This window comes from Microbispora sp. NPDC046973, assembly GCF_040644495.1.
Taxonomy (GTDB): domain Bacteria; phylum Actinomycetota; class Actinomycetes; order Streptosporangiales; family Streptosporangiaceae; genus Microbispora.
In genome coordinates this window covers 1-22238 of the sequence record NZ_JBEYWQ010000038.1, presented here as the reverse complement: position 1 = coordinate 22238, position 22238 = coordinate 1, and the positions used below count along the sequence as shown (strand labels likewise).

18 protein-coding genes are annotated in these 22238 nt (G+C 71.1%); 9 read left to right on the top strand and 9 right to left on the bottom strand.

The window, feature by feature from the left end; translation table 11 throughout:
• Positions 1-65: 65 nt before the first annotated feature.
• The gene (locus ABZ860_RS37920) at positions 66-905 is read left to right on the top strand and encodes a LysR family transcriptional regulator (RefSeq protein ID WP_357230035.1); all 840 of its coding nucleotides are present in this window, start codon (positions 66-68) and stop codon (positions 903-905) included.
• A 55-nt stretch (positions 906-960) separates the two neighbouring features.
• On the opposite strand, the gene ABZ860_RS37915 is transcribed toward ABZ860_RS37920, so the two are convergent.
• Together ABZ860_RS37915 and ABZ860_RS37910 are read right to left on the bottom strand one after the other, a co-directional pair.
• On the bottom strand, positions 961-1971 hold the full coding sequence (locus ABZ860_RS37915; protein WP_357230033.1) for an alpha/beta hydrolase: 1011 nt from the start codon (positions 1969-1971) through the stop codon (positions 961-963).
• The gene (locus ABZ860_RS37910; RefSeq protein ID WP_357230031.1) at positions 1968-2567 is read right to left on the bottom strand and encodes a TetR/AcrR family transcriptional regulator; all 600 of its coding nucleotides are present in this window, start codon (positions 2565-2567) and stop codon (positions 1968-1970) included. Before ABZ860_RS37910 ends, ABZ860_RS37915 begins: the two co-directional genes overlap by 4 nt.
• Before the next feature lie 127 nt (positions 2568-2694).
• Between ABZ860_RS37910 and ABZ860_RS37905 the strand changes: the two genes are divergently transcribed.
• Entirely contained in the window at positions 2695-3444 is a 750-nt protein-coding gene (locus ABZ860_RS37905) for an SDR family oxidoreductase (protein WP_357230029.1), read from the top strand.
• 146 nt (positions 3445-3590) lie between these two features.
• Entirely contained in the window at positions 3591-4340 is a 750-nt protein-coding gene (locus ABZ860_RS37900; RefSeq protein ID WP_357230028.1) for an SDR family oxidoreductase, read from the top strand.
• A 647-nt stretch (positions 4341-4987) separates the two neighbouring features.
• Here the strand turns inward: ABZ860_RS37900 and ABZ860_RS37895 are convergent.
• A complete protein-coding gene (locus ABZ860_RS37895) occupies positions 4988-6907 on the bottom strand; it encodes a DUF6807 family protein (RefSeq protein WP_357230026.1) in 1920 nt (639 codons plus the stop codon).
• Positions 6908-7074: 167 nt separating this feature from the next.
• Here ABZ860_RS37895 and ABZ860_RS37890 point away from each other — a divergent pair, with 167 nt between their 5' ends.
• The gene (locus tag ABZ860_RS37890) at positions 7075-8358 is read left to right on the top strand and encodes a Gfo/Idh/MocA family oxidoreductase (RefSeq protein WP_357230024.1); all 1284 of its coding nucleotides are present in this window, start codon (positions 7075-7077) and stop codon (positions 8356-8358) included.
• A gap of 10 nt (positions 8359-8368) precedes the next feature.
• Here ABZ860_RS37890 and ABZ860_RS37885 read toward each other — a convergent pair whose 3' ends face one another.
• The 3 genes from ABZ860_RS37885 to ABZ860_RS37875 are packed head-to-tail and all read right to left on the bottom strand — an operon-like array spanning position 8369 to position 11498.
• Entirely contained in the window at positions 8369-9205 is an 837-nt protein-coding gene (locus ABZ860_RS37885) for a sugar phosphate isomerase/epimerase family protein (protein ID WP_357230022.1), read from the bottom strand.
• Complete coding sequence (locus ABZ860_RS37880; protein WP_357230020.1) at positions 9202-10356, bottom strand: dihydrodipicolinate synthase family protein; 1155 nt, start codon at positions 10354-10356, stop codon at positions 9202-9204. The genes ABZ860_RS37885 and ABZ860_RS37880 overlap by 4 nt, the downstream gene beginning before the upstream one ends.
• Positions 10353-11498 (bottom strand): Gfo/Idh/MocA family oxidoreductase, encoded by a 1146-nt coding sequence (locus tag ABZ860_RS37875; protein WP_357230018.1) that lies wholly within the window; start codon positions 11496-11498, stop codon positions 10353-10355. Before ABZ860_RS37875 ends, ABZ860_RS37880 begins: the two co-directional genes overlap by 4 nt.
• Positions 11499-11652: 154 nt before the next feature.
• Here ABZ860_RS37875 and ABZ860_RS37870 point away from each other — a divergent pair, with 154 nt between their 5' ends.
• Positions 11653-12684, top strand: coding sequence for a LacI family DNA-binding transcriptional regulator (locus ABZ860_RS37870; RefSeq protein ID WP_357230017.1), 1032 nt, complete (start codon positions 11653-11655; stop codon positions 12682-12684).
• A 35-nt stretch (positions 12685-12719) separates the two neighbouring features.
• On the opposite strand, the gene ABZ860_RS37865 is transcribed toward ABZ860_RS37870, so the two are convergent.
• From ABZ860_RS37865 to ABZ860_RS37855, 3 genes are all read right to left on the bottom strand, one after another.
• Positions 12720-14768 (bottom strand): bifunctional aldolase/short-chain dehydrogenase, encoded by a 2049-nt coding sequence (locus ABZ860_RS37865; RefSeq protein ID WP_357230015.1) that lies wholly within the window; start codon positions 14766-14768, stop codon positions 12720-12722.
• An 89-nt stretch (positions 14769-14857) separates the two neighbouring features.
• A complete protein-coding gene (gene rhaI, locus ABZ860_RS37860) occupies positions 14858-16012 on the bottom strand; it encodes an L-rhamnose isomerase (RefSeq protein ID WP_357230013.1) in 1155 nt (384 codons plus the stop codon).
• A gap of 12 nt (positions 16013-16024) precedes the next feature.
• Positions 16025-16342 carry an L-rhamnose mutarotase gene (locus ABZ860_RS37855; protein WP_357230104.1) on the bottom strand — a complete coding sequence of 106 codons (318 nt, stop codon included), beginning with the start codon at positions 16340-16342 and terminating at the stop codon, positions 16025-16027.
• Positions 16343-16575: 233 nt separating this feature from the next.
• Between ABZ860_RS37855 and ABZ860_RS37850 the strand changes: the two genes are divergently transcribed.
• The 4 genes from ABZ860_RS37850 to ABZ860_RS37835 form a co-directional block, all read left to right on the top strand.
• Positions 16576-17607: a substrate-binding domain-containing protein gene (locus ABZ860_RS37850; RefSeq protein WP_357230011.1), complete on the top strand. Its 1032-nt coding sequence runs from the start codon at positions 16576-16578 to the stop codon at positions 17605-17607.
• Entirely contained in the window at positions 17604-19019 is a 1416-nt protein-coding gene (locus ABZ860_RS37845; protein ID WP_357230009.1) for a rhamnulokinase family protein, read from the top strand. The genes ABZ860_RS37850 and ABZ860_RS37845 overlap by 4 nt, the downstream gene beginning before the upstream one ends.
• A gap of 172 nt (positions 19020-19191) precedes the next feature.
• Positions 19192-20223: a LacI family DNA-binding transcriptional regulator gene (locus tag ABZ860_RS37840; protein ID WP_357230007.1), complete on the top strand. Its 1032-nt coding sequence runs from the start codon at positions 19192-19194 to the stop codon at positions 20221-20223.
• A gap of 372 nt (positions 20224-20595) precedes the next feature.
• Positions 20596-22238 (top strand): alpha-L-fucosidase (locus tag ABZ860_RS37835; RefSeq protein ID WP_357230005.1); only part of this gene is annotated, 1643 nt, incomplete at its 3' end.

Here is a 22238-nt window from a genome sequence, read left to right as displayed (position 1 = left end):
ACTCAAGCACTCCTTCGGCCGCCCCGTCCAATACCAACCGGTTCGCACACTGATATTCTCCAGGAATGGATCCGCTGGAACTGCGGGAGTTCAGGTACTTCATGGCCGTCGCGGAAGAGCTGCACTTCGGCCGCGCGGCGTCGCGCCTGCGCATCGCGCAGCCCGCGCTGTCGAAGGCGATCCAGCGCATCGAGACTCGCCTGGGTGTGCAGCTGTTCGTCCGGACCAGTCGGAGCGTGACGCTCACGGACCCCGGCAGGGTGCTGCTCGAGCAGGGGCGGCACGCGTTGAACGCCATGGACGTCGCCGTGCAGCGCACCCGGCAGGCGGCCGAGACCGGGCCACTGCGCCTCGCCATGAAGCCGGGCGGTGACGCCGGACTGCTGTCCGCGCTGCTCGCGGAGTATGCGAAGACCCCGCACGCCCGACACGTCGATATCATGTTCCACCCAGGCCCGGAACGAGCAGACCTCGTCCGCGACGGACGAGCCGACGCCGCTCTCCTGTACGCGCCCTTCGAAGACCTCACGGGCCTCACGATCCAGACACTCCACGTCGAGGACCGCGTCGCCGTGCTGCCCGAAGGCCACCGCCTGGCCGGACGTTCCAGTATCAGGTCCGCGGATCTCGACGGAGAGACCTTCCCTCGTTGGCGTGGCATATCAGACGACGGATCTGACGGACCGGAGCTCAACGACGTCGCCGAACTGATTCCCCTGGTCAGGCTCGGACGAGTGGTCGCGGTACTCCCTCGCTCACTCGTCACCCCGGCAGCACCGGGCACACTCTGCGTGCCCGTCGCGGATGCCGAACCGAGCTGCATCGTCCTCGGGCGCAACGAGCACGACCATCGCGACTCCGTCGCCGCCCTCATGGCGGCGGCGACAACGGCCAACAGCCGCTGAGACCACCGCGCCCGTGGTCGGCCCCGGACAGAGTCGAGCCGGTTGCGGGTGTCGGTCAGGTCGGCGATCCGCCTGTCGATCCGGTCGCGTTGGGCGGCCGGCCGGGCGAGCAGTCCGGGACCCTTTCTCCCCCGATCGCATCGAAGTGGTGGGCCGTCAGGAACGGCTTGAGGGCCGCCAGCATCTCCTCGGGTGCCTCTTCGGCCGGGTGGTGGCCGCAGTCGGGGATGATCACGCTTTCCACGTCGTCGGCGGCGAGCCGCATGGTCTTTTCGACCAGTTCGCCGGAGTTGCCCGCTCCGGCGATCGCCAGGATGGGGATGGCCAGCCGCCGGGCCTTGCGCCGCTGGTTCTGCGCGATGGTGGTGTCGAGTGCGCGGTAGAACGCGAAGCTGGCGCGCAGGGCGTCGGGGTCGGAGGCGAGGGGGCCGACGTAGTGTTCGACGGCGTGGTCGGGGAGCTTGCGCACGGCCTTGGTGGCGAACTGGTGCCCGAAGAAGAGGCGCTCCTTGCCCTGGACGAGCAGCTCGTCCAGCTCGGTGAGGCGGTTGAAGGCGAAGTGCCAGAGGCGGTCGTTGGCCTGTGTGCCGTGGAAGAGCGGCGGTGAGGGGGACAGGCCCGGGATGGCGGCCTCGGCGACGGCCAGGCGGTCGAGCCGCTCGGGGTGGCCGGCGGCCACCGCGTAGCCGGTCCACATGCCGATGTCGTGGCCGACCATGGAGAAGCGTTGGTGCCCGAGCGCGGACATCAATGCCACCATGTCGGCGGCGAGGGTGCCGGTGTCGTAGCCGTCCTGCGGCTTGTCCGACAGCCCGACGCCGCGCGGGTCGACCGCGACGACCTGGAAGTCGGCGGCCAGCGCGGGCATGAGCAGCCGCCAGGCATACCAGCTCTGCGGCCAGCCTGCCAGCAGTAGCAGCGCGGGTCCCCGGCCGCCGGTGACCGCGTGCAGGCGCACGTCGCCGGTGTCGACGTAGCGGCTGATGAAGGTGTCGGCGAAGCCCGGCGGCAGGTGCGGTGCTCCGCTGACCGAGCCGGCGCGGTGAGGTCTCCTGCCCGCGGTCAAGCGCGGAGGGCGTCGATCAGGGCGTCGACGGCGGCGAGTGCGGCAGAGGTGTCCAGTCCTGCGCGGGCGACCAGGGAAAGGCCCTGGACGGTGAACAGCAGGAGCTGCGCCTGAGCCTCGGGGGTGGCGGCCTGGGTGACCTCGCCGGCGGCCTGCGCGCGACGCAGGGCGTCGGCGACGATCCGGGTGAAGCGGGCGTGCGAGCGGGCCACGATCTCGCGGGCCTCGTCATCCTGCGGCACGAGCTCGGCGGTGGTGTTGCCGATCATGCACCCGTGCGGAACGCCGACGTCGGAGGCGTACTCCTGCGCCCGGGCCGGGTTGGCGAGCACCTCGCGCAGCGCCGGCAGCACCGGCCCGGCCTCCAGCGCCGTGACCAGCTGGCGCTCGTAGGTGTCCCAGTACAGCTGGACCGCCGCCAGGTAGAACTGCCGCTTGTCGCCGAAGGCGCCGTACAGGCTGCCCCGCTCCAGGGCCAGCGCGTCGACGAGGTCCTGAACGGAGGTCGCTCCGTAGCCCCGGGACCAGAACAGCAGCAGCGCGCGCTCCAGGGCCTGGTCCTTGTCGAAGGCGCGGGGGCGCCCTGTCCGTGCCATGCCCCCAGGTTACGACTTTTTGACCGCGTGCACAAAAGGTCGTACGGTGATGGCCGAGCGACTTTTTTAACGCTTGCATAGAAGTCGGCGGCGTGAGCGTGCGCCGGCGAACGAGAGGCAGGACCGCATGGACTTCAACGCAAAGACGGCGCTGATCACCGGATCGGGCGCCATCGGCGGGCTCGGGCACGCGACAGCGAGGATCCTCGCCGCCGGCGGCGCCAACGTGATCATCACCGGCACCGACCCGGACCGCGGTGCCCAGGTCGTGGACGACGTGCGGGGGAGCGCGGCCGGCTCCGCCGGCACCGTGCGCTTCATCCCCGCCGACCTGGCCGACCCGCAGGCCGTGCAGCGGCTGGCCGAGGACGCCGGGGCGGTGGACATCCTCGTCAACAACGCGGGCGTCGTCCCGTTCAGCGCGACCACCGACCAGGACCTCGCCGCCTACGACGCCGCCTTCGCGGTCAACGTGCGCGCGCCGTTCGTCCTGGTCGCCCGGCTCGCGCCGAAGATGGCCGCCCGCGGGGGCGGCAGCATCGTCAACGTCAGCTCCACCGCGGCCGCCCTGGGCATGCCGGCGATGGCGGTCTACGGTGCCACCAAGGCAGCGCTTGAATCCCTGACACGCACCTGGGCGGCCGAGTTCGCCGGGTCGAACGTGCGCGTCAACGCCGTGTCGCCCGGCCCGATGACCACCTCCAAGGTGGTCGCGGCCATGGGACCGGACCTCGGCGGCATGGGACTGACGACCGCGCTCAAGCGCGCCGCCGACCCGGCCGAGGTCGCCCAGGTCATCGCCTTCATCGCCGGCGACCAGGCAAGCTACGTGACCGGCGCCGTCGTGGCCGCCGACGGCGGCCGTACCGCCATCTAACCCCGAACGGGCCGGCTAGGGCCACGTCCGCAGCGAGGAAGCCGGCCCTGGCGGGTGTCCCGTGATGACGAGGATGGCCCGTCACCGTTGCCAGAACCACCGTCACCAGAATCACGCGCCTTGGCGCGAGTGAGGAAATGAGTTCAATGGGTCGTCTTGAGGGAAAGCACGCACTGATCACGGGCGGGACGAGCGGCATCGGGTTCGAGACCGCCCGCGAGTTCCTCGCCGAGGGAGCGACTATCGCGATCACCGGCCGCTCGCGCGAACGTCTGGAGGAGGCCGCCCGGCGGCTGGGCGGCCGGGTGCTGCCCGTGCTCTCCGACGCCGGCGACGTGCCCGGCCAGGCGGCGCTCGCGGCGCGGCTGCAGGAGGAGTGGCCGCGGCTCGACATCGTGATGAGCAACGCCGCCGACGTCACCCACCTGCCGATCGAGGAATGGACCGAGGAGGCGTTCGACAGGCTCGTCGCCACCAACCTCAAGGGACCGTTCTTCCTGATCAAGGCCCTGCTGCCGCTCTTGTCACGGCAAGCCTCGGTCATCCTCGTCGGCTCCGTCTCCGCTTTCATCGGGCACGAGAACGCGGCGGTCTACGGAGCCGCCAAGGCCGGCCTGCTGTCCCTGTCGCGCGGGCTGACCTACGAGCTGAAGGAGCGGGGCGTCCGCGTCAACGGGCTGAGCCCGGGGCCGACCATCACGGACACCTTCGCATCACTCGGGCCCGAGCGACAGGCCGCCATCTACGACGAGCTGCGGCGGACCGTGCCCCTGCATCGCATCGGCACCGCCACCGAGCTGGCAAAGGCCGCTGTCTACCTGGCCTCCGACGAGTCCGCCTACACCGCCGGCACCGTCCTGCGCGTCGATGGCGGCATCGGAGAACTCGCCTACTAGCTAGTGAACGTCCTGGGAAGAGCCGGGGGAAGTGTCGTAGGCGAATGACAGGATCCTCGTTGTGGCAGATTCAGACGATCTCATGCGACGGGTATCGGCGGCGAAGGGCCGCTTCCTCTGGTCCCAGTGCTTCAGCTCTTCGCGCGCGATGTTCCCGAACTGCCGTTTCCCGATGACACCGACACTCTCCAGGTGCTGTGGTGTCCAGTCGATCACGAGCCGTTCTATCAGCCGCACCCCGTCGTACGCTGGCGTACGGCGATAGCAGCCGGGTCTCGCCTCGTCGATGCACCCGAGCCCCATGCCGACAGCGACGAGTCACATCTCCCTGCCGCCTGTGTCTGGATTCAGGATCCGGTCCGGGTTGAGTGCAGCCGAGGCCATGAGATGGAGCACCTGTCGCGAGTCAGCTTGCGGCCGTAGAACGGCTCATCGGATGCGACTGCAGCGCCTTTGACCAGAGAGCAGGCGGGGACAGGCTGCCCTTCGACGGGGCCGACACGACATCCGAAGGTGACGCGGTTGGGGCCGGGGCGGCTGACAGGCTGGTCCGGGGCCCAGGCGTCGTCGATGATGACGTCGATCCAGGCTTCGTGGATTCCGTTCTGGTGGTAAGCGCATTCGACAGGGGAGAACGGTCACAGCATCTATCGCGCTCTTTCGGCCAGGCCGGCACATCGCTCCCGCGACAGCCGCCCGTCGGCGACCACGACCGTGACCGCACGCGACAGGTCCCCGGCGAGGGACAGCGGCTCACTCCAGGCCAGGGCAGGGCCCACCCCGGGGTACTCCGCCACCCTGACGAACCACGGGTCTGTCACTCCGGTCTGCACGAACACCAGGCTCCACGCGTCCGACACCAGCGCGAGCCATGGGTCGCGGCTGCCGTGGGCGGTGTCCTCGCCGTCGCCGTGGGCGGTGAGAACGGCCAGGCGCGGCGCGTGCCGGGGAGCCCGCCAGAAGAACCCGCCATATCCCGCGCCGGCCCGGCCCTTGCACGCCGAGCTGCGGATCGCCACCGTGTTGCCCGTCGTGCCGCCGGTCAACGTGATGGCGACGTCGAGCGCCCACGCGTCGTCGAGCGCCCGGGCCGTGAGCGTCCGCCGCTCGCGTAGTAGCACCCGCCCGCCCGGCCCGGTCCACTCCAGTTCCTCGGCGTAGCCGCCTTCCACGGCACGCAGGACGAGACGTCGCTGCCGTCCGTGGTTCGGCAGCGTCACATGACCGCGGCCCGGGACGTAGGTGGACCCGCCCCAGAAGTTCACCCCGTCCACGTCGGAGACGGCGACGCTCACCCCGAAGTGATGCGGATGGTCGGCCGGGCGGGTCTCGGTGACGACCGCACCGCCAAGGGTGCGGACCGGGTGGAGGTACGGTCGCGGGGCGTCGGTCGCCTGCAGGTCGCCGCGGTACTCGTAGACGGCGACCTCGCGCCCCGCCACGCGCAGCGTCGTCTCCGGCCACGCTGCGGGGCGACGGGCGGTGCCGGGAAAGCCGAGCTCGGACAGGAGCGCGAGCCGTTCCGCGCTCGCCGCCGCCAGCCCGGAGATGCCCGGCAGCACCCTCCGCTCCGGCTCGATCCGCTGGAACTCCCGCGGGACGGCGACCGGGCCCGGTGCCCGCCGCACCTCGTCGAGGAACCGGGTGAAGGCGCCGGTCGCCGCCAGCGGCACCAGCAGCTCCGCGCCGTCGCGCACGTGGGCGAGGAGGTTCTCCAGCAGATCCGTGCGCGGATACCCGGTCCGCACCCCGTCCGCCTCGATCTCGTCGGTCGTGTAGCGGAGCAGGGCGGTGCCCTGCTCGCCGTGCAGGAGCAGGTACGGCTCGTTCTCCCGGTCCGCGCAAAGGGAGACGGCGACCGTGACCACGGTGCCGTCGCGAAGCCGCAGCCGGGCGCTGGAGGTGTCGTCGGCCTCGATGGCGTTGACCCGGTAGAGCTCCAGGTCGATGCCGGCGATCGCGTCGGCCGTGTCGGCTCCCGCGACGGCGAGGGCGGTCGCGATCCCGTGTGCGAACGGGTTGGTCATAGCGCCGTCCACGACGTCGGCGCCGTTCAGCGTGCGTCTGCCGGCCCAGGCGGCGCGGGTGTAGTACGACCGGCGGCGCTCCCACGCCCCCGCCACGCCGATGCCCCGCAGACCCGAGCCCATGAGGGCACGCGCCGCCGGGATCGCCGCCGAACCCAGAGACTGGAAGCCCACCTGGCAGGCCAGGCCGGTCTCCTCCACGGCGTCCGCGATGCGCTCGAACTCGGTGACCGAAGGCGCGGGCGGCTTCTCCAGCAGGACGTGCGCTCCGGCACGCAGTGCCGCGGTCGCCAGCGCGGCGTGCGTGTGGATCGGCGTCGCGATGACGGCGATCTGCGCGCCGGTCCGCTCGATGAGCCCGGGCAGGTCGGCGGACCACTCGAGATCGCCAAGGCCAGGGTGCGCCAGGGGATCGGGCGGCCGGGTGTCGCACACGCCGACCGGCTCGGCCAGCCCGGCCGTCTGGAGGCGCCGTACGTTCTCCAGATGGACGGCGCCGTAGCCGTGCACTCCGGCCACCACGACCCGCAAAGGCTGCACCCGCGTCACCTCGTCACCGAGCCGGGCCCGCGTCCTCGCCGGAACTGATCATCGCGGTGACAAGTGCGTCACCTGCCCTGGGCGCTTGTCGCGGGACTGCGAACAATCCGCAAGTAGATCACATGTGCACGAAGCGTCAAGGGCGTCGCGCCCGGCTGGGAGATGACATGAGATACGGGTTCGTCGGGCTCGGGCACCGCGCGCAGCTGTACGTCGACGCGCTGCTCGGTGAGTGGAGCGACGCGGGGGAGATCGTCGCGTTGTGCGACGTCAACCGGACGCGCATGGGCTACTACGCCGAGCGGATCGGCCGGGACGTGCCCTGCTTCGCCCCCGCGGGGTTCGGCGGTCTGCTCGAGGTCGCGGACGCCGTCGTGGTGACCACCGTCGACGCCGCCCACGCCCACTACGTGTGCGCGGCGCTCGACGCCGGGCGCGACGTCGTGGTGGAAAAGCCCCTCGCCACCACCGCCGCGGGCTGCGCGGCGATCGCCGCGGCCGCCGAGCGGAGTGACGGCCGGGTCGTCGTGACCTTCAACTACCGGTACGCGCCGCGCAACTCGGCCGTACGACGGCTCGTCATGGACGGCGCGATCGGGGAGGTGACGTCCGTGCACTTCGAGTGGACGCTCGACACCATCCACGGCGCCGACTACTTCCGCCGGTGGCATCGGCGCAAGTCCGACTCCGGCGGTCTGCTCGTGCACAAGTCCACCCACCACTTCGACCTCGTCAACTGGTGGCTGGCAGACACCGCGGAGACGGTCTACGCGCAGGCCTCCCTGCGGTTCTACGGCGCGCGCAACGCGCGGGCCCGCGGCCTGGGCGACCGGCCCGCGCGGGGCCGGGGCGCCCCCGGCCTCGGCAGCGACCCCTTCCTCCTCGACCTCTCCGCCGACCCCCGCCTGCGCCGGCTGTACCTCGACGCCGAGCACGAGGACGGCTACATCCGCGACCAGGACGTCTTCGGCGGCGGCGTCACCATCGAGGACAACATGGCGGTCCTGGTCAGGTACGCGCGGGGCGCCCTGCTGACCTACTCACTCAACGCGCACGCTCCGTTCGAGGGATACCGGGTGGCGCTGAACGGCACGGAGGGCCGCCTGGACCTGGAGGTGGTCGAACGGGCCTGGACCCCGCCGCGGGCCGCCGTCGACCCCGGCGCCCTCACGGGGGAGCACGCGGCGGGCTCCTGGGAACGCCTCACCCTGCGACGCCACTGGCGGGAACCGGAGGACGTCCCCATCCGGGCGGGCGGCGGCGCCCACGGCGGCGGGGACGCCCTGCTGCTTGACGACGTCTTCCGCGGCCCCGGCGACGACCCGCTCGCCCGCCGGGCCGGTCACCTCGACGGCATCCGGAGCGTCCTGGTGGGTGTCGCCGCCGACGCCTCGTCCACCACGGGCGCCCCCGTCCACCTCGTCGCGGAGGGCACCCGGCTCGCGGGCTGAGGCGGACCCGTCAGCCGATCGCCGCGGCGAAGCGCCGCTTCATCGTGGCGACCACCTCGTCGGGGTCGGCGGCCCAGATGTCGGCGTTGAAGATCTCGACCTCGATGTCGCCGCGGTAGCCCGCGGCGTCCACGGCGGCGGTGAGGGGCGGGAAGTCGATGACGCCGTCGCCCATCATGCCGCGGCCGAGCAGCGGGTCGGCGGGCAGCGGCACCAGGAAGTCGCTCACCTGGTAGCTCGCGATCCGGCCGGCGGCCCGGGCGATCTGGGTGAGCACCTCGGGGTCCCACCAGATGTGGAAGGTGTCGACCACCACGCCCACCTGCTCGGCCGGGTACGGCTCGGCCAGGTCGAGCGCCTGCCGGAGGGTGGACAGCACGGCGCGGTCGGCGCAGTACATGGGATGCAGGGGCTCCAGCGCGAGCCGTACGCCGCGCTCGGCCGCGTACGGTGCCAGCCGGGCGAGCGCCTCGGCGACCCGGACCCGTGCCTCGGCCAGGTCGCGGCTGAAGCCCGGAAGCGGTCCACCACCAGGGGAGATTCCGGGAAGCCCGCCCACGACCAGCACCAGGCAGGCCGCGTCCAGGGCGGCGGCCTCGTCTATCGCCGCACGGTTGTCCTCCAGTCCGAACCCCGGGCCGGTCAGGAAGCCGCCCCGGCACAGGGAGGAGACGCGCAGTCCCGCGTCCGTGACCAGCTTCGCCGTCGCGGCCAGGCCGTACTCGGCCACGCTCTCCCGCCACAGCCCGATCGCGGGAATGCCGTGCCGGACGCATCCGTCGACGGCTTCGCGCACCGACCAGCGGCGGGTGGTCCACTGGTTGAGGGACAGGCGGCCGGGTGTCATGCGGTCACCCCGGCGGTGGCGAGCAGGGCGCGCATGCGTGCGGCGGCCAGGTCGGGGTCGGGCAGGAGCCCGGCCTGGTCGGCGAGACGGAACACCTCGGCCAGGTGGAGGATCGACCGGGCGCTGTGCGCGCCGTTCACCATGACGAACGCGTCCTGGTGCCCGGCGAGCCAGGCCAGCAGGACGATCCCGGTCTTGTAGTGGTACGTCGGCGTTTCGAAGATCTTCCGGGCGAGCGGCACGGTCGGGGCGAGGACGGACGCGAACCGCTCGCGGTCTCCGCCGTCGAGCGCCTGGAGGGCGGCCGCCGCGGCCGGGGCGATCGGGTCGAAGATCCCGAGCAGCGCGTGACTGCCGCCCGCGATCAGCTCGGGGTAGTTGAAGTCGTCGCCGGTGTAGAGCCGCACGCCGCCGGGGAGCCGTTCGCGCAGCCGCACCTCGTGATCGGCGTCGAGCAGTGACACCTTCACTCCGTCCACGCGTGCGGCGTTGTCGTGGACGAGTGCGAGGAACGCCTCGGTGGCGGCCTCCGGATCGCGTGATCCCCAGTATCCGGCGAGGGCGGGATCGAACATCTCGCCGAGCCAGTGCAGGATCACCGGCCGGTCGGCGTGGCCGAGCAGCTCGCCGTAGACCTCGTGGTAGTCCTCGGGGCCGCGGGCGAGGCGGGCGAGCTGCCTGCTCGCCATGATGACGACCCGGGCGCCCGCTTCCTGCACGGTCTCGATCTGCTCCAGGTAACCGGCCGTCGCCTCCTTCAGCGTGACCTCCCCCGGCAGATGGTCGGTGCCGGCCCCGCAGGCGAGCAGGTCCGCGGGGTCGCCGTAGTGGCGGGCCTCGGCGGCGCTGCGCCGGATCAGCTCCCGGGTGGCCGCCCAGTCCAGGCCCATGTTGCGCTGGGCCGTGTCCATCGCGTCGGCCACCCGCAGCCCGTACGACCACAGGTGGCGGCGGAAGCGCAGGGTCGCGTCCCAGTCGAGGGCGGCGGGGGAGCCGGGGGAGTGGGCGGCGAGCGGGTCGGCCACCACGTGCGCGGCGGCGTACACGACTCGGCTGGTGGGCGGTGACGGCGGCGGGGCCCAGGCGACCGGCTCGCGCATCCGGTAGGTCTCCAGCCTGCGGTCCGGCCCGGGCAGCGTGACGACGGTCATGCCGACACTCCGGGCACCTCGACACGCACGCCCTCCGCCGAGGAACGCAGGCCCAGCTCCGCGACCTGCACCCCGCGAGCGCCGGAGGCGAGGTCGTGGGGGAAGGGCGCGTCCTCCACCACATGACGCACGAACATCTCCCACTGCGTCTTGAAGCCGTTGCCGAACTCGGCGTTGTCCGGCACCTCCTGCCACTGTTCACGGAACGGCTCGGTCGCGGGCAGGTCGGGGTTCCACACCGGCATCGGGGTGGAGGCCCGGTGCTGGATCCGGCAGCGGCGCAGCCCGGCCACGGCGCTGCCGTGGGTGCCGTCAACCTGGAACTCCACCAGCTCGTCGCGGTTCACCCGGACCGCCCAGGAGGAGTTGATCTGCGCGATCAGCCCGCCGGCCAGCTCGAAGATCGCATAGGCGGCGTCGTCGGCCGTCACCTTGTACGGCCGGCCGTGCTCGTCCACCCGCTCCTGGACGTGCGTCACCGCCCGCGCGGTCACCGCCTCGATGCGGCCGAACAGGTTCTCCAGCACGTAGGTCCAGTGCGGGAACATGTCGAGCACGATGCCGCCGCCGTCCTCGGCCCGGTAGTTCCAGGAGGGCCGCTGGGCCGGCTGCCAGTCGCCTTCGAACACCCAGTAACCGAACTCGCCGCGTACGGACAGGATCCGGCCGAAGAAGCCGCCGTCGACCAAACGGCGCAGCTTCAGCAGCCCGGGCAGGAACAGCTTGTCGGCGACGACGCCGTTCTTCACGCCGGCCTCGCGCGCCGCCCGCGCCAGGGCGACCGCGCCGGCGAGGTTCTCCGCGGTCGGCTTCTCGACGTAGACGTGTCTGCCCGCCTCGATCGCCCGCATGACGGCCGCGACTCTGGCGTTCGTGGTCTGCGCGTCGAAGTAGACGGCGTTGCGGTCGTCGGCGAGGGCGGCCCCGAGGTCGGTCGTCCAGTCGGTTATGCCGTGCCGCGTCGCGATCGCCTCCAGCTTGGCCGCGCTCCGTCCCACCAGCACCGGCCGCAGCAGCACCCGTCCGCCGTCCGACAAGGCGACCCCGCCCTGCTCGTTGATCGCCAGGACCGAACGGACCAGATGCTGGCGGTAGCCCATGCGCCCGGTCACCCCGTTCATGACCACGCCGAGGGTGTCCATCCGTTTCTCCTCGCATGTGAGAACTCGGTCTGGAAAGCGCTTTCCCATCGATCGGAAAGCGCTTTCCACTACGCTGGACCGTACGGCCGGGGCGGCGGAACGTCAACCGCTACGCCGTTCGATGCATGACCACGAGAAGGCCACAATGAGGACCATGAGTGCGAAGCGCGGCGCGGTCACGCTGGAGGACGTGGCGAGGGAGGCCGGGGTGTCGCTCGCCACCGCGTCGCGCGCCATCAACGGCAGCGCACGCACCGTCCGTCCGGAGATCCGCGAGCGGGTCGAACGGGCGGCACGCGCGCTCAACTACACGGCCAACGCGCAGGCCCAGGCCGTCGCGCGGGGCCGCACCAACCTGGTCGGGCTCGTCGTGCAGGACATCGAGGACCCCTACTTCTCCTCGATAGCCGCCGGGGCGATGCGGATGGCCGAGGCCAACGGTCTGATGGTCAGCATCGCCGGCACCGGGAGACGGCCGGACAAGGAGGTCGAGTACGCCGCCGCGATGCGCGGCCTGCGCGCGGCGGCCATCGTCATCGCCGGCTCCCGCACCGACGACCGCGACGCGCTCGACCGGCTCGGCGCCGAACTCGACGCCTTCGAACGGTCGGGCGGCCGGGTCGCGCTCATCGGCCAGCGACGGCTGCCCGTCGACACCGTGGTCGTCGCGAACCGCGCGGGTGCCCGCGATCTCGGGGTCCGCCTGGCGGGCCTCGGCTACCGCTCGTTCGGCGTGCTGGCCGGCCCGCGCGACCTGCTCACGGCCGCCGACCGGCTCGCCGGCTTCACCGAAGGCCTGGCCGCCTCGGACGTCGTCGTGCCGCCCGAGGCCGTCGTGCACGGAGAGTTCGACCGTGACGGTGGGCACGACGCCATGCTCGACCTGCTCGCCGGCCGCGGCGAGGTCGAGTGCGTGTTCGCGGTCAACGACGTCATGGCGGTCGGCGCCCTCGCCGCGCTGCGATCGCGCGGGCTCGAGCGCACGGTCGCGGTCGCCGGATTCGACGACATCACCACCCTGCGGGACGTCACCCCCGCCCTCACCACGGTGCGCCTGCCTCTGGTCGAGATCGGCGAAGCCGCGCTGGAGATGGTCCTGCAGGAACCGGCGGACCGCCCCCGTCGGCGGCTCGTCCGTGGCGAGGTCGTCCTGCGGGAGAGCACGCCCGGCATGCGTCACGGCTGACTGCGCCGCGGCTGACGTCCTCCCGCAGAGCCTGGTCAACGGAGGAAGGCGGCGGTGATTCCGGCATCGACGGGGATGTGCAGGCCGGTGGTGAGGGACAGGTCGCCGGCGGTGAGGGCGAAGACGGCGGCGGCGACGTGGTCGGGCAGCACCTCGCGTTTGAGCAGGGTGCGCCGGGCGTAGAACTCGCCGAGCTCGTCTTCGGGGACGCCGTGGACGGCGGCGCGGTTGGCGCCCCAGCCGGAGGCGAAGATGCCGGAGCCGTGGACGACCCCGTCGGGGTTGACGCCGTTGACACGGATGCCGTGTTCGCCGAGTTCGGCCGCGAGCAGGCGGACCTGGTGGGACTGGTCGGCCTTGGCCGCGCCATAGGCGATGTTGTCGGGCCCGGCGACCACGGCGTTCTTGGAGGCGATGTAGACGATGTCGCCGCCCATGGCTTGTTCGATCATGACACGGGCGGTCTCGCGCGAGACGAGGAACGAGCCGCGGGCCATCACCTGGTGCTGGAGGTCCCAGTCGTCGGCGGTGGTGTCCAGCAGGGAGCGCGACAGCGACAGCCCGGCGTTGTTGACCACCAGATCGACCCCGCCGAAGGCCAGCACCGTCTGCCGTACGGCCTCGGCGACCTGGGCCTCGTCGGTGACGTCGGCCTGCACGGCCACGGCCACGTCCGCGGGGCGATACGCATGGGCCCCGATCCCGGCGGCGACCTTCTGCGCGGCGGCAAGATCGCGGTCGGCGATGACGACGCAGGCGCCCTCGGCGGCCAGGCGGCGGGCGGTGGCCGCGCCGATGCCCGAGCCGCCGCCGGTGACCAGCGCGATCCGGGTGGCCAACGGCCGCGGCGCCGGCATCCGCCGCAGCTTGGCCTCCTCCAGCTCCCAGTACTCGATGCGGAACTTCTCCGACTCCTCGATCGGGGCGTAGGCCGACAGCGCCTCGGCGCCGCGCATCACGGTGATCGCATTGAGGTAGAACTCCCCGGCGACGCGGGCGGTCTGCTTGTCCTTGCCGAAGGAGAACATGCCGACACCCGGCACGAGCACGATCGCCGGGTCGGCGCCGCGCATCGCCGGCGAGTGCGGCGTGGCGTGCCGCTCGTAATAGGCACGGTAGTCCTCGCGGTAGGCCGCGTGCAGCTCGCCGAGGCGGGAGATCACGTCCTCGATCGGCGCGTGCGCGGGCAGGTCCACCACCATCGGCGCGACCTTGGTGCGCAGGAAGTGATCCGGGCACGAGGTGCCCCGGGCGGCCAGCTCGGCGTGCTTCTCGCGGGACAGGAAGTCGAGCACCTGTGGGGTGTCGGTGTAGTGGCCGACCTGGCGGGCTTCGGTCGAGCACAGCCCGCGCAGTACGGGGAACAGCTCTGCCGCCCGCTCGTGCCTGGCCTGCTCGGGCAGCGGCGCGTAGCCGGGCTTTACCGGTCCGAACGGCTCGCGCCTGCCGTGCTCGGCGATGTACGCCTCGGCGGTGCGAATGATCCACAGCGCGTGGCCGGCGCATTCGGCGGAGGTGTCGCCCCAGGCGGTGATGCCGTGCCGGCCCAGGACGCAGCCGACCGCCCGGGGGTTGGCGTCCTTGATCGCGGCGATGTCCAGGCCGAGCTGGAAGCCGGGCCGCCGCCAGGGCACCCAGACGACCCGGTCGCCGTAGATGCGCCGGGTCAGCTCCGGTCCGTCGGCGGCGGTGGCGATGGCGATGCCCGCGTCGGGATGCAGGTGGTCGACGTGCGCGGCGTCGACCAGGCCGTGCATCGCGGTGTCGATCGACGGCGCCGCCCCTCCCTTGCCGAACGCGCAGTGGTCGAAGGCCGCGACCATCTCCTCCTCGCGCTCGGCACCCGGGTAGACGCCGGCCAGCGCGCGCAGCCGGTCGAGCCGGAGCACGGCCAGCCCGGCTTCGGTGAGCGTGCCGAGATCGCCGCCCGACCCCTTCACCCACATCACTTCCACATCCGAGCCGGTGACCGGATCCAGAGCCGTCCCCTTGGCCGAGGCGTTGCCCCCGGCGAAGTTCGTGTTGCGGGGATCGGCTCCCAGCAGATGCGCACGTTCGAGCAACTGCTCAACCGGCGTGGTCATGAAATATCCCCCTAAAGTGGCGTAGCAGCGGGTGTCGCGACGCCGTGACGGCACTCCGCAGGATGTCGGCGGCAGCCAGGCCGGTGGAGTCAGGCGCCCCAGCCGGCCTGGGTGCCGCCGACCCTCTCGGTCCGGATCTTCTCCAGGTATCCCGATTCGGCGTAGGCCCGCATCGGATCGGGAGCAAGGCCCATCTCCTCGCGGAGCGCGGCCAGCAGCGGCCGGACGTCGGTGTCGTAGGCGTCCATCAGCACGGCGTTGGCACCGAGCACGTCACCCGCCGCCTGCGCGGCGGCCAGGGCCTCGCCGTCCACCAGCAGCGCCTTGGTCGTGGCCTCCTGCACGTTCATCACCGAGCGGATCTGGCCGGCGATCTTCGGCTCGATGTTGTGACACTGGTCGAGCATGAACGCGATCTCCGGGCGCAGCCCGCCGCCGCGCACCACCTCGTACATGATCCGGAACAGCTGGAACGGGTCGGCCGCGCCCACCATGAGGTCGTCGTCGGCGTAGAACCGGGAGTTGAAGTCGAACCCGCCGAGCCTGTCCTCGCGCAGCAGGAACGCCACGATGAACTCGATGTTCGTGCCCGGCGCGTGGTGGCCGGTGTCCACCACGACCTGCGCCTTCGGGCCGAGCCTGACGCAGTGGGCGTAGGCGGTGCCCCAGTCGGGCACGTCGGTCATGTAGAAGGCCGGCTCGAACAGCTTGTACTCCAGCAGGAACCGCTGCCCCTCGCCCAGCCGGTCGTACACGGCGGCCAGCGCCTCGGCGAGCCGGTCCTGGCGGGCACGGATGTCGTCCTGCCCCGGATAGTTCGTCCCGTCGGAGAACCACAGCTTGAGCGTGTCCGACCCCGTGGCGTCCATGATGTCCACGCACTCCAGCAGGTGGCCGAGCGCCTTGCGCCGCACCGCAGGGTCGGGATTGGTCACGCTGCCCAGCTTGTAGTCGTCGTCCTGGAACACGTTGGAATTGATCGCCCCGACGCCGACCCCGAGACCGGCCGCGTGGCGGGCGAGGTCGCCGTAGTCGTCCACCCTGTCCCACGGGATGTGCAGGGCGACGGTCGGCGCGACCCCGGTGAACGCGTGCACCTGCGCCGCGTCGGCGATCTTCTCGTACGGATCGCGCGGCACGCCCTCCTGGGCGAACACCTTGAACCTGGTGCCGCTGTTGCCGTACGCCCACGACGGCGTCTCGATGCGCTGCCCGCGCAGCGCCGCCCCGATGTCGCCTCTCATCGGATCCCCGATTCAGTCAAGGTGGAAAACCTCGCGGAGGGCGGCCATGCCCTCGTCGGGCGCGCCGTCGAGCCCCTCGAAGAAGGGCGCCATCTCGGCCTGCCAGCGGGCGTTGACCTGGCGTTCGGCCATCGCCGCCTTCGCGGCCTCGAAGTCGCCGGTCTCGAGGTAGCCCACCAGGAGCCCGTCGTCACGCAGGAACAGCGAATAGTTGTGCCAGCCGGTCTCCCGCAGCGCCGCCCGCATCTCCGGCCACACCTCGCGGTGCCGCTCCCGGTACTCCTCCAGCCGGTCCGGCCGCACCCGCAGCACGAAGCAGACACGTTCCATGCTCACCGTCCATCCGGCCGGTACGGAGCCGCGTCGCGCCCGGTCACGCTGCTCACCCTTCGCGTAATCCATCAAAACGTTTTATTGGAAGTCGCCCGGACGCTACGTCGCGCGAGCAGGGCTTGTCAATGGCGACAAGGAGAGGCTTTTGCCGCTGCGGTAGGGTCTGGCCATCGGCCGATAAGACGTTTTAACGGATCGCGCCCGAGTGGGATCGAGGAGGGCGGACGACAGTGGGGACCGTCAGCATCCGGGAGGTCGCCGCCCGCGCCGGTGTCTCGCCCGGGACCATCTCGAATGTGCTCAACCGTCCGGAGCGGGTGGCTCCGGAGACCCGCGAGCGGGTCATGCGCGCCATCCGTGAGCTGGGCTTCGTGCGGCACGGGTCGGCCTCGACGCTGCGCGCCGGGCACAGCAGGACGATCGGCCTGTCGGTCATCGACATCGGCAACCCGTTCTTCACCGACGTCGCCGCGGGGGTGGAGGAGGCGGCCAGCGAGCTCGGCTATGCCGTGATCCTCGGCAACTCGGCGGGCTCGCGGGACAAGGAGGAGCGCAACCTGCTCGTGCTGGCCGAGCAGCGCGTGCGCGGGGTGCTGATCACGCCGTCGGACGAGGATCCCGCGCGGCTCGACGCGCTGCGCGAGCGCGGCATCAGCGTCGTCCTGGTGGACCATCCCGCGCACCGGCCCGACCAGTGCGCGGTGGCCGTCAACGACCTGGCGGGCGGGCAGATGGCCGTATCCCACCTGCTGTCGCTGGGCGCGCGGCGGATCGGCTATGTCACCGGCCCGCGCTCGATCCGCCAGTGCGTGGAGCGGGGGCAGGGCGCCGCGCAGGCCGCCTCCGCCGCCGGGCTCGACCCCGAGACCGCGACCACGACGGTGGAGGTGCCGGCGATGACGGCGCGGGAGGGGCAGCGGGCCGCCGCGTCGCTGCTGGCCTCCGGCCTGCCGGACGCGGTGTTCTGCGCCAACGACCTGCTCGCCGTGGGCTTCCTGCGCGAGCTGCTGCGGGCCGGGGTGCGCGTCCCGCGCGACGTGGCGCTCATCGGATACGACGACATCGACTTCGCCGCCGCGTCGGCCGTGTCGCTCAGCTCGGTCCGTCAGCCCACCCACCGGCTCGGCCGGATCGCCACCGAACTACTGCTGGACGAATGCGACAACCCGGACACGCACGTGCACCAGCAGGTGATGTTCCAGCCCGAGCTCGTCGTCCGTGAGTCCACCGTGGGTCGCACGCAGTCACAGGAGGGTGAATGAGCGTCCACGCGGCCGTGGACCTCGGCGCGTCCAGCGGCAGGGTCATGACCGTGCGGGTCGAGGGCGGGCGCGCGCACCTGACGGAGGTGCACCGCTTCCCCAACCGCCCGGTGCGGGTGAACGGGACGCTCCATTGGGACGTGCTCGCCCTTTATCAGGGAGTTCTCGACGGGCTGCGGGCCGCGGGGCCGGTCGACTCGATCGGCGTCGACTCCTGGGCCGTCGACTACGGCCTGCTCGACGGCGACGGGCGCCTGATCGGCAACCCCGTCCACTACCGCGACGACCGGACCGCCGGGATCATGGCGGCCGTCTCCGCGCGGCTCGGCGCCGCCACCCTTTACCAGGTCAGCGGCCTGCAGTTCCTGCCGTTCAACACCGTCTACCAACTGCTCGCCGAGCCCGCCCTCGACCGGGCGCACACCATGCTGCTGATCCCCGACCTGCTGGCGTACTGGCTGACCGGCGAGGCTGCGGCCGAGGCCACCAACGCCTCCACCACCGGCCTGTACGACGTCCGCGCGCGGGCCTGGTCACACGACCTGGCGCGCGAGCTGGGCGTGCCGCCCGGCATTCTGCCGCCGCTGCGCGAGGCAGGGACACGCGCCGGGATGCTGCGCCCGGAGTCGGCCGCCGAGCTCGGGTTGCCCGGCGGCGTCGAGGTGATGGCGGTCGCCTCGCACGACACGGCCTCGGCCGTGGCCGCCGTGCCCGCCACCGGCGAGCGTTTCGCCTACGTCTCCTCCGGTACCTGGTCGCTGGTGGGCCTGGAGTTGCCCGCGCCCGTGCTCACCGAGGACAGCCGCCTGGCGAACTTCACCAACGAGGGCGGGCTGGATGGCACCATCCGTTACCTGCGCAACGTCATGGGCCTGTGGATCCTGCAGGAGTGCCTGCGCGTCTGGGGTGAGAGCGATCTGCCCGGGCTGCTGGCCGCCGCGGCCCAGGCGCCGCCGTTCGCCGCCGTGATCGACCCCGACGACTCCACCTTCCTGCCGCCGGGTGACATGCCCGCCAGGATCGCCGCGTACTGCGAACGCACCGGGCAGCGTCCCCCGGACGGGCGGGCGGCGATCGTGCGGTGCGTGCTGGAGAGCCTGGCCCTCGCCTACCGCCGTACGATCCGCGAGGCCGTACGGCTCAGCGGCCGGGACGTGGAGGTCGTCCACGTGGTCGGCGGCGGCGCGCGCAACGCCCTGCTGTGTCAGATGACCGCCGACGCCGCGGGACTGCCCGTGGTCGCCGGACCGATCGAGGCCGCCGCCCTCGGCAACGGCCTGGTGCAGGCCCGCGCCCACGGTGAGGTGGACGACATCCGCGACCTCGTCCGCCGCAGCGAACCGCTCCAGACCTACCGCCCGCTGGGCGGACAGACCGCATGGGATCACGCCGAAGGCCGCCTCCCCGGCTGACGGACGCCATTTTTCCCCGCGATTGTGAATCGTTTCATGTATTCTGTGCGGGACTGTCCTGACGACGCTTCAGCACGCGGAAACCGGTGCGCTTGGCCGTACCGCATGCATGACCGGCGGTGCAGCCGGTGGACGGACGCGCGCAGATCAACGCTCACGGGTTGAGGGAGACATGGCATCCGCCAATATCAAGGAAGTGGCGCGGTACGCGGGTGTGTCCCTCGGCACTGTCAGCAACGTGCTCAACCGTCCCGAGGTCGTCTCACCCACCACACGTCAGCGGGTGCTCGACGCGATCGACAAACTGGGTTACGTGCGGAACGACTCCGCCCGGCAACTGCGCGCCGGTCGCAGCAGGACCGTCGCCATCGTGGTCCTGGATGTGTCGAATCCCTTCTTCACCGATGTGATCCACGGCGCGGAGGCCGTCGTCGAGAGCGCCGGCGGGATGCTGGTGGTCTGCAACAGCGGCGAGGACGCGCGGCGGGAGCACCGCCATCTCGACATGCTCGAAGAGCAGCGGGTTCAGGGCTTGCTCATCACGCCGGTCTCCGACGGCCGGCACAAACGCCTTGACGCGTTCGTGGCACACGGCATTCCCGTGGTGCTCGTCGACCGGGGCTCCGGTCATCCGAGCCGCTGTTCCGTCGCGGTCGACGACGTCGCCGGAGGGCGCCTGGCGGCTGACCACCTCGTCGACCAGGGCCATGAGCGGATTCTGTACGTCGGCGGCCCGCTTTCGATCCGGCAGGTGGCCGACCGCCGTGCCGGTGCGACCGCCGCACTGGCGGACCGAGCCCCTCAAGCGGAGCTGCTGACATACGAGACGGCGAGCCTGTCGGTCGCGGCGGGTCGGCAGGCGGCCGAGGACATCGCGACCATTCCCGTGGACGAGCGCCCGACGGCCGTCTTCTGCGCCAACGACCTGCTGGCGCTCGGCGTGCTGCAGGGTCTTACCATGCACGGCATCCGGGTGCCCGGGGACATCGCGCTGGTGGGCTACGACGACATCGACTTCGCCGCCGCTGCCGCCGTTCCGCTGAGCTCCGTGCGCCAGCCGCGCGCCCAGCTCGGCCGTACGGCCGCGCAACTCCTGCTGGAAGAGTCGCTCGAGGGCGAGAAGCACAGCCATCGGCACGTCGTCTTCCAGCCTGAGCTGGTGGTGCGGGCGTCCAGCGACTACAGCCGCGGCCATTCGGGCTGAAACTTTCAATACATCCCATCTATGGGAAGAGATCGAAGCGTAAACCCGGCGCAGATGTCATGTGTCCCCACGGACGCGCGGAAGCGCGTGCGGGCGGCGACACCCATCAGGAACGCCGCAAGTGTCGACATCGACGACAATCACCGTGACCTCGGCTCTCGTCGCGTCGGTAGCTCCCGCTCGATTCTGGGTCTGGACAGAGCGCCCTTATTGGCCTACAAACATCCCATGTCCACGTGGTGAAGGTTCGCACACTCCCAGGAAACACCGGAGACATTCGCCTCCACGCCTCCGCCACGGGTACTACCGGCAGGGGTAACCCGCCGACATTCTGTGACCTTTGGAGTACTCCCCGTCGCGAGAGGTCCCCCCATGTCTCCCTCCCCGTTTCAGCTCAGCCGTCGTCAGCTGCTTGTGGCGGCCGGGGCCGCCACCGCGGCCGGGATCTTGAAGGTCGGGCCGGCGTGGGCCACCGCCGGTCCGCAGAGCTACAGCGCGAGCTGGTCGTCGGTGGACCAGCACCCGCCGGCGGCCGAGTGGTTCCAGGACGCCAAGTTCGGCATCTACTACCACTGGGGTGTGTTCAGCGTCCCCGCGTACGCGAACGAGTGGTATCCGCGCAACATGTACAACAACGGGTCTAACGAGAACAATCACCACAAGAGCGTCTATGGTGACCCGTCGGTGTGGCCGTACCACAACTTCATCAACGGTGCGCAGGACAAGGCCGGCAACTGGGTGCAGTTCGCGCCGAAGCTGAAGTCCGCCGGGGGCAACTTCGACCCGAACGAGTGGGCGCAGCTGTTCGCCGACGCCGGCGCGAGGTTCGCCGGGCCGGTGGCCGAGCACCACGACGGCTACTCGATGTGGAACAGCCGGGTGAACGAGTGGAACTCGGTCGCCACCGGACCCAGGCTCGACCTGCTGCGGTTGCACGCGGACGCCATCAGGGCCAAGGGCCTGAAACTGCTCGTGGCCATGCATCACTGCTACAACTTCACCGGCTTCTACCAGTGGGTGCCGGCCCAGTCGACGACCTCGCTGAAGAAGCTGTACGGCCAGCTCAGCTTCGCCGACGAACAGCAGCTGTGGTACGACAAGCTCAAGGAGGTCATCGACGGCTACCAGCCCGACATCATCTGGCAGGACTTCAACCTCAGCCAGCTGGACGAGTCGCGGCGGCTGGCCTTCCTGGCGTACTACTACAACCAGGCGGTCGCCTGGAACAAGGACGTGGTCGCGACCTACAAGGACGGGTTCAACACCAAGGGAGAGGTCTTCGACTACGAGCGCGGCGGACCGGCCGCCATCCAGACCCCCTACTGGCTGACCGACGACAGCATCTCCAGCTCCAGCTGGTGCTACACCGTGGGGATCGGGTACTACTCGCTCAACGCCATGCTGCACTCGCTGATCGACCGGGTCAGCAAGAACGGCAACATGCTGCTGAACATCGCCCCCATGGCCGACGGCACCATTCCGTCCGGGCAGCGGTCGATCCTGCTGGGCATCGGGGACTACCTCAAGCGTTTCGGCGAGTCCATCTACGCGACGCGGGCCTGGGCGATCTACGGCGAGGGGCCCACCCAGATGGGCGGCGGTTCCTTCACGACGCCGCGGGCGGGCACCAACACCGATATCCGCTTCACCCGCAGCAAGGACAACACGGTGCTGTACGCCACCGTGCTGGGCTGGCCGGGCAGCACCCTGCACATCACCACGCTCAACTCCAACCGGATCAACCTGAGCACCCTGGCCTCGGTGCAACTGCTCGGCTCCTCGGCCGGCCAGTACACCACCCTGCCCAACCGCACGCAGGACGGTTCCGGCCTGCACATCTCGATGCCCTCGTCCACCGCGCCGTTCAGCGCCCCGGCGTACGTCGTGAAGCTGACCTTCAACGGCCAGATCCCCGCCCTGGGCGGAGGCTCCACCCCGACCGGCTACGTGCGGATCGCCAACGTCACCACCGGTCTGGTGCTGGACAGCGGCGGCAACGTGGCGTCGGGGTCGAA